Consider the following 13,120-nt stretch of genomic DNA (forward strand, 5'->3'; position numbering starts at 1 on the left):
TTTTGTTATAATGAAAGTTATGAAATCTTATAATACCTTGAATGATTATTATCGAAAACTATTTGGAGAAAAGACTTTTAAAGTCCCTATTGATGCGGGGTTTGACTGTCCCAATCGTGATGGAACTGTGGCTCATGGGGGCTGTACTTTTTGTACGGTTTCAGGCTCTGGAGATGCTATCGTAGCACCAGATGCGCCTATCCGTGAGCAATTTTATAAGGAAATTGACTTCATGCATCGCAAGTGGCCAGATGTGCAGAAGTATCTGGTTTATTTTCAAAATTTTACCAACACCCATGAAAAGGTGGAAGTCATCCGAGAGCGCTATGAGCAGGCTATCAATGAGCCAGGTGTGGTCGGAATCAATATCGGAACGCGACCAGACTGTTTACCAGACGAAACTATCGAGTATTTGGCTGAGTTGTCGGAACGCATGCATGTGACGGTTGAATTGGGCTTGCAGACCACTTATGAAACAACCTCTGACCTGATTAATCGCGCCCACTCCTATGAATTGTATGTGGAAACGGTTAAGCGTTTGAGAAAGTATCCCAAGATTGAGATTGTTTCCCATTTGATCAATGGTTTGCCTGGTGAAACCCATGAGATGATGATTGAAAATGTCCGTCGCTGTGTCATCGATAATGATATTCAAGGAATTAAATTACATTTGCTTCACCTGATGACCAATACACGTATGCAACGGGATTACCACGAAGGACGCTTGCAGTTGATGAGTCAGGACGAATATGTAAAGGTTATCTGTGATCAATTGGAAATTATTCCCAAACATATCGTCATCCATCGAATCACAGGAGATGCACCTAGGGATATGCTGATTGGGCCTATGTGGAGCCTTAATAAATGGGAAGTTCTCAATAGCATTGAGATGGAGATGCGACATCGTGGAAGTGTTCAAGGATGCAAGGCTGTAAAACAGGAGTTTAATAATGAAAAGACCACTTGAGATGGCACATGATTTTTTGGCTGAGGTAGTGACAAAAGAGGATATCGTAGTGGATGCGACTATGGGAAATGGTCATGACACGCTTTTTCTAGCCAAGCTAGCTAAGCAAGTCTATGCTTTTGATATTCAGGAGCAAGCCTTGGAAAAGACCAAGGAGCGTTTGGACCAAGCTAGAATGACAAATGCCCAGTTAATCTTGCAAGGTCATGAGACACTGGACCAGTTTGTAACAGAAGCCAAGGCAGGGATTTTTAATCTGGGCTATCTGCCGTCAGCTGATAAGTCTGTCATCACCCAACCTCAGACAACGATCGAAGCATTAGAAAAACTGTGTCATTTGCTTGTCAAAGGTGGACGGATTGCTATCATGATCTACTATGGTCATGAAGGAGGTGACCTCGAGAGGGATGCTGTCTTGGATTTTGTCAGTCAGTTGAACCAACAAGAGTACACAGCTGCCATTTACCGAACTTTAAACCAAGTCAACAACCCACCATTTTTAGTAATGATTGAAAAATTAGAGAGATATAGACATGGATAAACAATACCTACGTGAAAAGCTGGATGCCATGCGCCAGAATTTTGTTGAATCAACCCACCACGAACGAGCGGTGGGTGTGTTAGACCAAGCACACATGAGCAAAAAAATGCTTAAAATCAAGAAAAAATTAGTTGCTCTTGAAATGGAACGGTGCCAGAGAAAAATTGAGCACAAAGATTGTTCCAAGATTGACCAAAAAATCAAAGAGCAGAAGGAGATATTTGAATCCTGTTGTAAAAAAGATTAAGGAGGACGTGCGTGGAATTACTGATTTACCTCATCCTATTTTTACTAGTCTTGATTGTCTCGAGTACAACCAATAAGCTCCTGCCCTTTTTGCCTCTACCTTTGGTGCAAATTCTTTTGGGAATTGTGATTGGTCTCTTTTTACCCAATACCGACTTTCACCTCAATACAGAGTTGTTTTTGGCACTGGTTATCGGTCCCTTGCTTTTCCGAGAGTCTGAAGAAGCGGATATTACGGCTATTTTAAAACACTGGCGAATCATTGTTTATCTCATATTTCCAGTGATTTTCATCTCGACCCTGAGTTTGGGTGGCTTGGCCCACCTTCTTTGGCTCAGTCTTCCCTTGGTGGCTTGCTTGGCTGTTGGGGCGGCACTTGGTCCTACGGACTTGGTGGCCTTTGCCTCCCTTTCGGAGCGGTTTAGCTTTCCAAAGCGCGTGTCTAATATCCTTAAGGGTGAAGGACTCTTGAATGATGCATCAGGTTTGGTTGCCTTTCAGGTAGCTTTGACAGCTTGGACAACTGGAGCCTTTTCCCTTGGGCAAGCGAGTAGTTCGCTCATCTTTTCAATCCTAGGCGGTTTTTTGATTGGGTTTTTAACAGCCATGACCAACCGTTTCCTCCATACTTTCTTGCTGAGTGTGCGCGCAACGGATATTGCCAGCGAACTTTTATTAGAATTGAGTTTGCCTCTGGTGACTTTCTTTCTGGCAGAAGAAGTCCACGTTTCAGGGATTATTGCCGTTGTGGTTGCGGGGATTTTAAAGGCAAGCCGTTTTAAGAAAATCACGCTTCTCGAAGCCCAAGTGGATACGGTGACCGAGACGGTCTGGCATACAGTGAACTTTATGCTCAATGGTTCTGTCTTTGTGATTTTAGGGATGGAGCTGGAAATGATAGCAGAACCTATCTTGACCAATCCAATCTATAATCCCTTACTTTTATTGCTATCTCTTGTCGCCCTGACCTTTGTCCTCTTTGCTATTCGTTTTGTCATGATTTATGGCTATTATGCCTATAGGACTAGACGTCTCAAGAAAAAGCTAAATAAGTATATAAAGGACATGCTTCTCTTGACTTTCTCAGGTGTTAAGGGAACCGTGTCGATTGCTACGATTCTTTTGATACCAAGTAATCTAGAGCAGGAGTATCCTCTCTTGCTTTTCCTCGTCGCAGGTGTGACGCTTGTAAGCTTTTTAACAGGTCTCGTGGTCTTGCCTCATTTTTCTGATGAACAGGAAGAAAGCAAGGATTATCTCATGCATATCGCCATTTTGAATGAGGTTACTTCGGAGTTAGAAAAAGAACTTGAAACTCATAAGAATAAGCTTCCTCTCTATGCGGCTATTGACAATTATCATGGACGTATTGAAAATCTTATCCTGAGCCAAGAAAATAAGGGCGAGCGAGAGGACTGGGAGGCCTTGAAACTTCTTATCCTCAGTATTGAGAGTGATGGTTTGGAACAGGCTTACGAAGAAGACAAGATGAGTGAGCGTGCCTATCGAGTCTACCAACGTTATTTGAAAAACATGGAACAAAGCATCAATCGCAAGTTTGCTTCACGATTGACCTATTATTTCCTTGTTTCCTTGCGGATTTTACGTTTTCTCCTTCACGAAGTCTTTACCTTAGGCAAGACCTTCCGCAGTTGGAAAAATGAAGAATCTAAGAAACTCAGGGCTCTTGACTATGACCAAATTGCAGAGCTCTATCTAGAAAATACAGAGATGATTATCGAAAGTTTGGAGAACCTAAAAGGGGTTTATAAGAGTTCTTTAATCAGCTTTATGCAGGATTCTCGTCTCCGAGAAACAGCTATTATCACTAGTGGTGCCTTTGTTGAACGGGTTATCAATCGTGTCAAACCCAACAATATCGATGAAATGCTGAGAGGATATTATCTGGAGCGCAAGTTGATTTTCGAATATGAAGAAAAACGATTGATTACGGCCAAGTATGCCAAGAAGTTACGACAAAATGTAAATAACTTAGAGAACTATTCTCTGAAGGAAGCTGCCAATACCCTGCCTTATGATATGGTGGAATTGGTAAGAAGAAACTAATCAAGATTGTAAGTGAAGGAGTATGACATGAAGAAGTGGTGGAAAGAGTTGATAGATAAGCCTTTATTAAAAGCTTTTTTGCATTATTATCAAGCATCAGATAGTGAGTTGACCAGTGTCGCAGTAGCCTACTATTGGTTGATTTCGATTTTCCCCCTACTTTTGGTGGTGGTCAATATCCTCCCTTATTTTCAGATTCCAGTTTCTAATTTTTTAAAGGTTGTAAATGAATTTTTGCCGGAAACCATGTATGATGTAGTCGCAAAGATTATTACAGAAGTGCTAACCCAACCTTCAACGGGCTTATTGAGTTTTGCGGTTTTGTCAGCCCTCTGGACCTTTTCAAAATCCATGAATTTCTTACAGAAAGCCTTTAATAAAGCTTACGGAGTAGCAAAAAATCGTGGGCTGATTTCCAATCAGCTCATGAGTTTGTTTGTCAGTTTTGGCTTGCAGATTCTCTTTGCTTTATCTCTATTTCTCAGTGTCTTTGGTCGCATGCTCCTCAACCTTATCAAAAGCTACTGGAAATCGGATAGTCCTCTCTTTGATTATCTGCAAGACCTAACAGGTCCCTTGGTCTATGCCTTGATTTTTGCTATCTTGGTCATGCTTTATTATTTCCTGCCCAATGTTAAAGTCCGACGGATTCGACATGTATTGCCAGGTAGTGCCTTTGTCATGCTGACTCTGGCTTTACTGCTCAATATCTTTTCAGTCTATGTCAACAATTATGTCAATCACCTAGTGGACGTCCGTTTTTTCAGTTCCGTCGTCGTGGTGGTCATGATGTTCTGGTTTATTCTTATCGCTAAGATTTTGATTGTCGGAGCGGTAATCAATGCCAGTGTGCAGAGTTTGAAAGATCCGAGCTTTAGAATAAATTAACTCATTTTTTATCCATTACAAAACGCATACTATCAGGCTTTATAAAACCTTGATAATATGCGTTTTTTGATTATGAAAATTAATAGATAAACATGGCATCGCCAAAACTAAAGAAGCGGTAGTGTTCTTGAATGGCATGGTGGTAGGCATCTAATACTAATTCGCGACCTGCAAAGGCAGAAACCAGCATGACCAGAGTAGATTTTGGCAGGTGGAAGTTGGTTGAGAAGGCATCCACGACCTTCCATTCATAGCCAGGTTTGATAAAGATATTGGTCCAGCCAGAATCTGCTTGGATTTGCCCCTCAAACTTGGAACCAATAGTTTCCAAGGTGCGGATAGAAGTGGTTCCGACAGCGATGACGCGACCTCCATTTTCTTTAACCGAGCAAAGAGTGGCAGCTGCTTCCTCAGAAAGTTGGTAGAATTCTGAGTGCATTTCATGTTCGTCCAGATTATCAACTGAAACAGGTCTAAAGGTTCCAAGCCCGACATGAAGAGTCAGATAGACTAGATGAACACCCTTAGCTTGGATTTCTGCTAGCAGTTCTTTGGTGAAGTGAAGACCAGCAGTAGGTGCTGCAGCAGAGCCACTTTCTTTAGCGTAGACCGTTTGATAGCGTTCACGGTCATCCAGTTTTTCATGAATATAAGGTGGCAGTGGCATTTCTCCCAGACTTTCCAAAACTTCTAGGAAAATTCCTTGGTATTCAAAGCGGACAATGCGGCCCCCGTGGGTCAATTCTTCCGTCACGACAGCGCTGAGACGACCATCACCAAAGTTAACACGAGTGCCAACCTTGAGGCGTTTAGCAGGTTTAGCCAGAACTTCCCACTCATCTCCAGCAGTATTTTTTAGCAGGAGAAGTTCCACATGACCTCCAGTTTCTTCCTTTTGACCATAGAGGCGGGCAGGGAGAACACGGGTATCGTTCATAACAAGGGCATCACCAGGTTCCAGCATGTCAATAATAGAGTGGAAGTGTTTATCCTGCATTTCTCCCGTCTCACGGTTGACGATAAGGAGTTTAGAGGCATCTCGTTTTTCAAGGGGTGTTTGGGCAATCAATTCCTCAGGCAAGTGAAAATCAAAATCAGCTGTATTCATATATCTGTTCATTCTTTCTAAGTTCTAATCCTATCCATTATAACATGTTTCAAGTTTGGACGCTCTTTTTTTAGAAATTAAATCGTTTTCACTTGACAAAAATTGGTCTATACCATATAATAAATATAGATTAAAACGGAGGATGAAAAGATGAAAGTTATTAAAGTTGAAAATCAAGTCGAAGGTGGAAAAGTTGCTTTTGAGATTTTGAAGGAAAAATTGGCCAACGGCGCTCAAACCCTAGGACTTGCGACAGGAAGTAGTCCGCTTGAGTTTTACAAGGAAATCGTTGAGAGTGACCTTGATTTTTCAAATCTAACCAGTGTCAACCTTGATGAGTATGTAGGACTTGATGGGAACAATCCACAGTCTTATCGTTACTTCATGCAAGAAAACTTGTTTAACCAAAAGCCATTTAAAGAAAGCTTCTTGCCACGTGGTGTTAAGGACAATGCTGAAGCTGAAGTTGAACGCTACAACCAAATTTTGGCTGACCATCCAGTTGACCTCCAAATCTTGGGAATCGGTCGCAATGGACATATCGGATTTAATGAACCTGGTACTCCATTTGACAGTCAAACACACCTAGTCGAACTTGACCAGTCTACTATCGAAGCCAATGCTCGCTTCTTTGACAAGATTGAAGATGTCCCAACTCAAGCCATTTCAATGGGGATTAAAAATATCTTGGATGCCAAGTCAATCCTTCTCTTTGCTTACGGTGAGTCGAAAGCAGAAGCAATTGCCAGAACCGTGTCTGGCCCAGTGACTGAGAATCTCCCAGCAAGTAGCCTCCAAAATCACCCTGATGTGACGATCATCGCAGATGCTGAAGCGCTCAGCTTACTTGAAAAATAAAAAAGCAGCACCCTTCAGTTCTTCTATTGAACGCTTTCAAGACTTGTATAACTTGTATAAATGGAAGAAAAAATCAAAATTAAACCGGATTTTTTCTTGACAATTATTCCTTTTACGTGTAAAATAGAATAGATCTTGAACTTGAAGGGAGTGAAAAAAATGTCTAAAACAGTAGTACGTAAGAATGAATCTCTTGACGACGCACTTCGTCGTTTCAAACGTGCGGTTACTAAAGCTGGTACTCTTCAAGAAACACGCAAACGTGAATTCTATGAAAAACCTTCTGTAAAACGTAAACGTAAATCAGAAGCAGCTCGTAAACGTAAAAAATTCTAATTAGAAATGAAAGGCTGGAGAAATCTAGTCTTTTTTCTTTTAATACTCTTCGAAAATCAAATTCAAACCATGTCAACGTCGCCTTGCCGTACTCAAGTACAGCCTGCGGCTAGTTTCCTAGTTTGCTCTTTGATTTTCATTGAGTATAAATAAATACTTCAAAGCCTGCAAAAATCTCAAATATCCTCCTATAATTTGATATAATAGAGAGAAGAACTCATTTGAAGGAGGAAATGATGTCGGTTTTAGTAAAAGAAGTGATTGAAAAGCTTAGACTAGACATTGTCTATGGCGAACCAGAATTACTTGAAAAGGAAATTAATACTGCGGACATTACGCGACCTGGTCTTGAAATGACAGGCTATTTTGACTATTATACGCCTGAGCGAATCCAGCTCTTGGGAATGAAGGAGTGGTCCTATCTCGTTTCGATGTCCTCTCACAACCGTTACCAAGTCTTGAAAAAAATGTTTCTACCTGAGACACCTGCGGTCATTGTTGCTCGTGGTTTGGTGGTTCCTGAGGAGATGCTAAAGGCAGCTAGAGAATGTAAGATTGCTATTTTAACTAGCCGTACGGCGACCAGTCGATTGTCTGGAGAGTTATCTAGTTATCTGGATTCACGTTTGGCAGAACGTACCAGTGTGCACGGTGTCTTGATGGATATCTATGGTATGGGTGTCTTGATTCAGGGCGATAGTGGCATCGGTAAGAGTGAGACAGGTCTAGAGCTTGTCAAACGTGGTCACCGCTTGGTAGCTGATGACCGGGTCGATATCTTTGCCAAGGACGAGATTACTCTTTGGGGTGAACCTGCTGAAATCTTGAGACACCTGATTGAAATTCGTGGGGTTGGGATTATCGATGTTATGAGCCTCTACGGTGCGAGTGCCGTCAAGGATTCTTCACAAGTACAGCTGGCTGTTTACTTGGAAAACTATGATACACATAAGACCTTTGATCGTCTAGGAAATAATGCAGAGGAACTTGAAATTTCTGGCGTATCCATTCCTCGTATCCGTATCCCAGTTAAAACAGGTCGTAATATTTCTGTCGTGATTGAGGCAGCTGCCATGAATTATCGTGCCAAGGAAATGGGCTTTGATGCGACGCGTTTGTTCGAAGAACGCTTGACAAATCTCATTGCTCAAAACGAGGTGCCTAATGCTTGATCCAATTGCTATTCATCTAGGCCCTCTAGCCATTCGTTGGTACGCCTTGTGTATTGTGACAGGCTTGATTCTTGCGGTTTATTTGACCATGAAAGAAGCGCCTAGAAAGAAGATCATACCAGATGATATTTTAGATTTTATCTTGGTAGCCTTTCCCTTGGCTATTTTAGGAGCTCGTCTCTACTATGTTATTTTCCGTTTTGATTACTATAGTCAGAACTTGGGAGAAATTTTTGCCATTTGGAATGGTGGTTTGGCCATTTACGGTGGTTTGATAACTGGTGCCCTTGTACTCTACATCTTTGCTGATCGTAAACTCATCAATACTTGGGATTTTCTAGATATTGCGGCACCTAGCGTCATGATTGCCCAAAGTTTGGGGCGCTGGGGCAATTTCTTTAACCAAGAAGCTTATGGTGCAGCAGTGGATAATCTGGATTATCTACCTGGCTTTATCCGTGACCAGATGTATATTGAGGGGAGCTACCGTCAACCGACCTTCCTTTATGAGTCCCTATGGAATCTACTTGGATTTGCCTTGATTCTGATTTTTAGACGAAAATGGAAGAGCCTCAGAAGAGGTCATATCACTGCCTTTTACTTGATTTGGTATGGTTTCGGTCGTATGATCATCGAAGGTATGCGGACAGATAGTCTCATGTTCTTTGGCCTTCGAGTGTCTCAATGGCTATCAGTTGTTCTTATCGGACTGGGTATTTTTATCATTCTATATCAAAATCGAAAGAAGGCCCCTTACTATATTACAGAGGAGGAAAATTAAATGTTAGAAGTTGCATATATTCTTGTAGCCCTTGCTTTGATTGTCTTTTTAGTCTATCTAATCATTACTGTACAAAAGCTTGGACGTGTTATCGATGAAACAGAGAAGACGATTAAAACCTTAACTTCAGATGTGGATGTGACCTTGCATCATACCAATGAATTGCTGGCCAAGGTCAATGTCTTGGCAGATGATATTAACGTCAAGATGGCAACGATTGATCCACTCTTTAGTGCTGTTGCAGATTTATCTCTATCTGTTTCAGATCTCAATGACCATGCGCGTGTATTGAGTAAGAAAGCTTCATCAGCTGGTTCAAAGACACTCAAGACTGGTGCAAGTTTGTCAGCTCTTCGTCTTGCAAGTAAATTTTTCAAAAAGTAAAAAAGGAGAATTCTTATGGGTAAACTATCCTCAATCCTTTTAGGAACCGTTTCAGGTGCAGCTCTTGCCTTGTTTTTAACAAGCGACAAGGGCAAACAAGTTTGCAGTCAGGCTCAAGATTTTCTAGATGATTTGAGAGAAGATCCTGAGTATGCCAAGGAGCAGGTCTGTGGAAAACTGACAGAAGTCAAGGAGCAGGCTACAGATTTTGTTCTGAAAACCAAAGAACAGGTTGAGTCAGGTGAAATCACTGTGGACAGTGTCCTTGCTCAAGCCAAATCATGTGCTCGTCAAGCGACAGAAGCATCAAAAGATCGATTCAATAATCTCAAGGAGCAATGGCAAGAAAAGGCTGAAACTCTTGATGAATCAGAAGAGATTGTTATTGACATAACAGAAGAATAAACCATCACCATCTCTGGACGGACTATGTATCTGGGGATGGTGATTTTTTTCTCGTAGCCTGTCTTTGTGGTATAATAATTACTATGCAGAAAAAACCAACGTCAGCCTATGTGCACATCCCGTTTTGTACCCAGATTTGTTATTATTGTGACTTTTCAAAAGTTTTTATCAAGAATCAGCCGGTAGATAGTTATTTGGAACATCTGTTAGAAGAGTTTCAATCTTATGATATTCAAAAGTTGAGAACCCTCTATATCGGTGGTGGCACACCGACAGCTTTGTCAGCTTCTCAACTGGAGGTGTTATTGAAGGGCTTGACTAAAAACTTGGACTTGTCTTTCTTAGAAGAGTTGACCATTGAAGCCAATCCAGGCGACTTGGATGCAGATAAGATAGCTGTTTTGAAAAACTCGGCTGTCAATCGTGTTTCGCTAGGTGTGCAGACCTTTGATGATAAGATGCTGAAAAAGATTGGGCGCAGTCATTTGGAGAAGGATATTTATGAAAATATCGACCGTCTGAAACTGGCTGGTTTTGACAATATCTCTATTGATTTGATTTATGCACTGCCTGGTCAGACCATGGAGCAGGTCAAGGAAAATGTGGCTAAGGCCATTGGACTGGATATTCCCCATATGAGTTTGTATAGCTTGATTTTGGAAAATCATACGGTCTTTATGAACCGTATGCGACGAGGGAAATTGCCTCTGCCTAAGGAGGAACTTGAGGCTGAGATGTTTGAGTACATCATCGCAGAGCTGGAGCGAGCTGGTTTTGAGCATTATGAGATTTCCAATTTCTCCAAGCCTGGTTTTGAAAGTCGCCACAATCTCATGTATTGGGACAATGCTGAATACTATGGTATCGGTGCTGGGGCATCTGGTTATGTAGATGGAGTGCGCTATAAGAATCATGGTCCCATTCGTCATTATCTCAGTGCAGTTGAGGAAGGCAACGCTCGCATCACAGAAGAACACCTGAGTCAAAAGGAGCAAATGGAAGAAGAAATGTTCCTAGGTCTCCGCAAGAAATCAGGAGTCTCCATGGCGCGATTTGAGGAAAAATTCGGCCGGTCGTTTGAGGGAATTTATGGAGAAATCGTCAGAGATTTGGTTCAACAAGGTCTCATGCAAATAGACGGTGATAGCGTGCGCATGACAAAAAGAGGTCTCTTTTTAGGAGACACCGTAGCAGAACGATTTATTTTGGAGTAGGATCATGGGCTTAACTTATCAAATGAAAATGAAAATTCCTTTTGATATGGCTGATATGAACGGTCATATCAAACTTCCAGATGTGATTTTGCTGTCCCTGCAAGTTTCAGGGATGCAGTCGATTGAACTGGGAGTTAGTGATAAGGCTATTTTGGAAAACTATAATCTGGTCTGGATTATCACAGATTATGATATTGAGGTGGCTCGTTTGCCTCGTTTTGCAGAAGAAATCACCATTGAAACGGAAGCTTTGAGCTACAATCGGCTCTTTTGCTATCGTCGCTTTACCATTTATGATGAAGCAGGTCAGGAGCTCATTCACATGATGGCGACCTTTGTTCTCATGGACCGAGACAGTCGAAAAGTCCATGCAGTAGAACCTGAGATTGTAGCTCCTTACCAGTCTGATTTTGATAAAAAACTTATCCGTGGTCCAAAGTATGAGTCCTTGAACGAACCAGTCAGCAAGGATTACCATGTCCGTTTTTACGACTTGGATATGAATGGCCATGTCAATAACAGTAAATATCTGGACTGGATTTTTGAGGTTATGGGAGCTGATTTTTTGACACAATATATTCCCAAGAGAATCAATCTCAAGTATGTCAAGGAAGTTCGACCAGGTGGGGTGATTACATCGGCTGTTGAACGGACTGGACTGGAAAGCAAACATGAGATTACAAGCGACGGGGCTACCAATGCCCAAGCAATCATCACTTGGCAAGAAATAAAAAAGGATTAGGGAGAAAGTATGAAATACAAAGGCTATTTAATTGATTTAGACGGAACGATTTATAAGGGAAAAGACAGAATCCCAGCTGGAGAGGCTTTTGTCCATGAATTGCAAAAGCGGGATATTCCCTATCTCTTTGTGACCAACAATACAACCCGCACTCCAGAGAGTGTTCAAGAGATGTTGGCTCAGAATTTTAATATCGATACGCCCCTATCGACTGTCTACACAGCGACTTTGGCGACTATCGACTATATGAACGACTTGGGGCTTGAAAAGACCGTCTATGTCATCGGAGAAGCAGGGCTCAAGGAAGCCATCAAGGCGTCTGGTTATGTCGAAGACAAGGATAATCCTGCCTATGTGGTAGTAGGTCTGGACTGGCAAGTCGACTATGAAAAATTTGCGACAGCAACTCTAGCTATTCAAAAGGGCGCCCACTTTATCGGAACCAATCCTGACCTCAACATCCCGACAGAACGCGGTCTTTTGCCTGGTGCTGGTTCACTGATTACCCTTCTTGAAGTGGCAACACGAGTGAAGCCTGTTTATATTGGGAAACCAAATGCCATCATTATGGACAAGGCGGTTGAGCACTTAGGTTTGGAACGTGAAGAGTTGATTATGGTTGGAGATAACTATTTAACGGATATTCGAGCAGGGATTGACAATGGCATTCCAACGCTTTTGGTGACGACAGGTTTTACCAAGGCAGAAGAAGTAGCAGACCTGCCAATCGCACCGACACATGTGGTTTCTAGCCTTGCGGAGTGGGATTTTGATGAAAACTAAACTGACCTTTTGGAGCTCTATGCTCTTTCTCCTCTCCCTCTCAATCCTTTTGACCATTTATTTGGCTTGGATTTTTTATCCGCTGGAAATTCAGTGGTTGAACTTAATGGATAGGGTCTATTTAAAACCAGAAACTATTCAGTACAACTTTCATATCTTGATGAATTACCTGACCAATCCTTTTAGTCAGGTCTTGCAGATGCCAGATTTTCGTTCGTCAGCGGATGGTTTGCACCATTTTGCAGTGGTCAAGGACCTCTTTCACCTAGTTCAGCTGGTTGCTCTAGTGACTTTACCAAGTTTCTATGTCTTTGTCAAAGGGATTGTGAAAAAGGGATTTTTATCTTTATTTAGTAAGGAGCTTCTGACTCTAGTAGTTTTGCCTTTGGTGATTGGTCTTGTGGGAGTTTTGATTGGTTTTGACCAATTCTTTACCCTTTTCCATCAAATTCTCTTTGTGGGAGATGATACCTGGCTTTTTGACCCAGCCAAGGATCCTGTTATTCTGATTTTGCCAGAGACCTTTTTCCTACATGCCTTCCTCCTCTTTTTCGCCCTCTATGAGAGCTTCTTTGGCTTTCTGTACTTGAAAAGTCATAGGAAATAATACTAAAGATATTCTTATTTT

Annotated in this window: 16 protein-coding genes; 15 read left to right on the forward strand and 1 reads right to left on the reverse strand. The window is 41.7% G+C overall.

Annotated features, from left to right (window positions below):
• Positions 1–10 precede the first annotated feature (10 nt).
• Genes mnmL through B7698_RS05330 form a run of 5 tightly spaced genes read left to right on the forward strand, consistent with a single transcriptional unit; the run spans position 11 to position 4,709 of the window.
• Entirely contained in the window at positions 11–967 is a 957-nt protein-coding gene (gene mnmL / locus B7698_RS05310; protein WP_084865090.1) for a tRNA modification radical SAM protein MnmL/YtqA, read from the forward strand.
• On the forward strand, positions 951–1,508 hold the full coding sequence (gene mnmM, locus B7698_RS05315; protein WP_084864875.1) for a tRNA 5-(aminomethyl)-2-thiouridylate-methyltransferase MnmM: 558 nt from the start codon (positions 951–953) through the stop codon (positions 1,506–1,508). The genes mnmL and mnmM overlap by 17 nt, the downstream gene beginning before the upstream one ends.
• Positions 1,501–1,755: a hypothetical protein gene (locus B7698_RS05320; RefSeq protein WP_000361085.1), complete on the forward strand. Its 255-nt coding sequence runs from the start codon at positions 1,501–1,503 to the stop codon at positions 1,753–1,755. The genes mnmM and B7698_RS05320 overlap by 8 nt, the downstream gene beginning before the upstream one ends.
• 11 nt (positions 1,756–1,766) lie before the next feature.
• Positions 1,767–3,821, forward strand: a complete 2,055-nt coding sequence (locus tag B7698_RS05325; protein ID WP_084864876.1) for a cation:proton antiporter — start codon at positions 1,767–1,769, stop codon at positions 3,819–3,821.
• Positions 3,822–3,848: 27 nt separating this feature from the next.
• On the forward strand, positions 3,849–4,709 hold the full coding sequence (locus B7698_RS05330; protein ID WP_084864877.1) for a YihY/virulence factor BrkB family protein: 861 nt from the start codon (positions 3,849–3,851) through the stop codon (positions 4,707–4,709).
• Between the two features lie 79 nt (positions 4,710–4,788).
• Here the strand turns inward: B7698_RS05330 and queA are convergent, their stop codons facing one another.
• Positions 4,789–5,817, reverse strand: coding sequence for a tRNA preQ1(34) S-adenosylmethionine ribosyltransferase-isomerase QueA (gene queA / locus B7698_RS05335; protein ID WP_084864878.1), 1,029 nt, complete (start codon positions 5,815–5,817; stop codon positions 4,789–4,791).
• Positions 5,818–5,967: 150 nt separating this feature from the next.
• Between queA and B7698_RS05340 the strand changes: the two genes are divergently transcribed.
• From B7698_RS05340 to B7698_RS05385, 10 genes are all read left to right on the forward strand, one after another.
• Positions 5,968–6,675 carry a glucosamine-6-phosphate deaminase gene (locus B7698_RS05340; protein ID WP_084864879.1) on the forward strand — a complete coding sequence of 236 codons (708 nt, stop codon included), beginning with the start codon at positions 5,968–5,970 and terminating at the stop codon, positions 6,673–6,675.
• 159 nt (positions 6,676–6,834) lie between these two features.
• Positions 6,835–7,011, forward strand: coding sequence for a 30S ribosomal protein S21 (gene rpsU / locus B7698_RS05345; RefSeq protein ID WP_000048054.1), 177 nt, complete (start codon positions 6,835–6,837; stop codon positions 7,009–7,011).
• 236 nt (positions 7,012–7,247) lie between these two features.
• A complete protein-coding gene (gene hprK, locus B7698_RS05350) occupies positions 7,248–8,183 on the forward strand; it encodes an HPr(Ser) kinase/phosphatase (protein WP_000115157.1) in 936 nt (311 codons plus the stop codon).
• Positions 8,176–8,964 (forward strand): prolipoprotein diacylglyceryl transferase, encoded by a 789-nt coding sequence (gene lgt / locus B7698_RS05355; RefSeq protein ID WP_084864880.1) that lies wholly within the window; start codon positions 8,176–8,178, stop codon positions 8,962–8,964. Before hprK ends, lgt begins: the two co-directional genes overlap by 8 nt.
• Positions 8,965–9,348 (forward strand): DUF948 domain-containing protein, encoded by a 384-nt coding sequence (locus B7698_RS05360; RefSeq protein ID WP_045606017.1) that lies wholly within the window; start codon positions 8,965–8,967, stop codon positions 9,346–9,348.
• A 15-nt stretch (positions 9,349–9,363) separates the two neighbouring features.
• Entirely contained in the window at positions 9,364–9,753 is a 390-nt protein-coding gene (locus B7698_RS05365) for a YtxH domain-containing protein (protein ID WP_023946290.1), read from the forward strand.
• Positions 9,754–9,836: 83 nt separating this feature from the next.
• Positions 9,837–10,967, forward strand: coding sequence for a radical SAM family heme chaperone HemW (hemW, locus tag B7698_RS05370; protein WP_084864881.1), 1,131 nt, complete (start codon positions 9,837–9,839; stop codon positions 10,965–10,967).
• A 4-nt stretch (positions 10,968–10,971) separates the two neighbouring features.
• Positions 10,972–11,709 (forward strand): acyl-[acyl-carrier-protein] thioesterase, encoded by a 738-nt coding sequence (locus tag B7698_RS05375; RefSeq protein WP_084864882.1) that lies wholly within the window; start codon positions 10,972–10,974, stop codon positions 11,707–11,709.
• A gap of 9 nt (positions 11,710–11,718) precedes the next feature.
• On the forward strand, positions 11,719–12,492 hold the full coding sequence (locus B7698_RS05380; protein WP_084864883.1) for a TIGR01457 family HAD-type hydrolase: 774 nt from the start codon (positions 11,719–11,721) through the stop codon (positions 12,490–12,492).
• Complete coding sequence (locus tag B7698_RS05385; RefSeq protein WP_084864884.1) at positions 12,482–13,099, forward strand: TIGR01906 family membrane protein; 618 nt, start codon at positions 12,482–12,484, stop codon at positions 13,097–13,099. The genes B7698_RS05380 and B7698_RS05385 overlap by 11 nt, the downstream gene beginning before the upstream one ends.
• The last annotated feature ends 21 nt before the right edge of the window (positions 13,100–13,120 follow it).

The organism is Streptococcus mitis (genome assembly GCF_002096855.1).
In the GTDB taxonomy this organism is placed as follows: domain Bacteria; phylum Bacillota; class Bacilli; order Lactobacillales; family Streptococcaceae; genus Streptococcus; species Streptococcus mitis_Y.

What these genes read in the sequence shown, in the direction of transcription:
- mnmL (WP_084865090.1), top strand. Translation starts at nt 11, where the DNA reads ATGAAAGTTATGAAATCTTATAATACCTTGAATGATTATTATCGAAAA.
- mnmM (WP_084864875.1), top strand. Translation starts at nt 951, where the DNA reads ATGAAAAGACCACTTGAGATGGCACATGATTTTTTGGCTGAGGTAGTG.
- B7698_RS05320 (WP_000361085.1), top strand. Translation starts at nt 1,501, where the DNA reads ATGGATAAACAATACCTACGTGAAAAGCTGGATGCCATGCGCCAGAAT.
- B7698_RS05330 (WP_084864877.1), top strand. Translation starts at nt 3,849, where the DNA reads ATGAAGAAGTGGTGGAAAGAGTTGATAGATAAGCCTTTATTAAAAGCT.
- queA (WP_084864878.1), bottom strand. Translation starts at nt 5,817, where the DNA reads ATGAATACAGCTGATTTTGATTTTCACTTGCCTGAGGAATTGATTGCC.
- B7698_RS05340 (WP_084864879.1), top strand. Translation starts at nt 5,968, where the DNA reads ATGAAAGTTATTAAAGTTGAAAATCAAGTCGAAGGTGGAAAAGTTGCT.
- rpsU (WP_000048054.1), top strand. Translation starts at nt 6,835, where the DNA reads ATGTCTAAAACAGTAGTACGTAAGAATGAATCTCTTGACGACGCACTT.
- hprK (WP_000115157.1), top strand. Translation starts at nt 7,248, where the DNA reads ATGTCGGTTTTAGTAAAAGAAGTGATTGAAAAGCTTAGACTAGACATT.
- lgt (WP_084864880.1), top strand. Translation starts at nt 8,176, where the DNA reads ATGCTTGATCCAATTGCTATTCATCTAGGCCCTCTAGCCATTCGTTGG.
- B7698_RS05360 (WP_045606017.1), top strand. Translation starts at nt 8,965, where the DNA reads ATGTTAGAAGTTGCATATATTCTTGTAGCCCTTGCTTTGATTGTCTTT.
- B7698_RS05365 (WP_023946290.1), top strand. Translation starts at nt 9,364, where the DNA reads ATGGGTAAACTATCCTCAATCCTTTTAGGAACCGTTTCAGGTGCAGCT.
- hemW (WP_084864881.1), top strand. Translation starts at nt 9,837, where the DNA reads ATGCAGAAAAAACCAACGTCAGCCTATGTGCACATCCCGTTTTGTACC.
- B7698_RS05375 (WP_084864882.1), top strand. Translation starts at nt 10,972, where the DNA reads ATGGGCTTAACTTATCAAATGAAAATGAAAATTCCTTTTGATATGGCT.
- B7698_RS05380 (WP_084864883.1), top strand. Translation starts at nt 11,719, where the DNA reads ATGAAATACAAAGGCTATTTAATTGATTTAGACGGAACGATTTATAAG.
- B7698_RS05385 (WP_084864884.1), top strand. Translation starts at nt 12,482, where the DNA reads ATGAAAACTAAACTGACCTTTTGGAGCTCTATGCTCTTTCTCCTCTCC.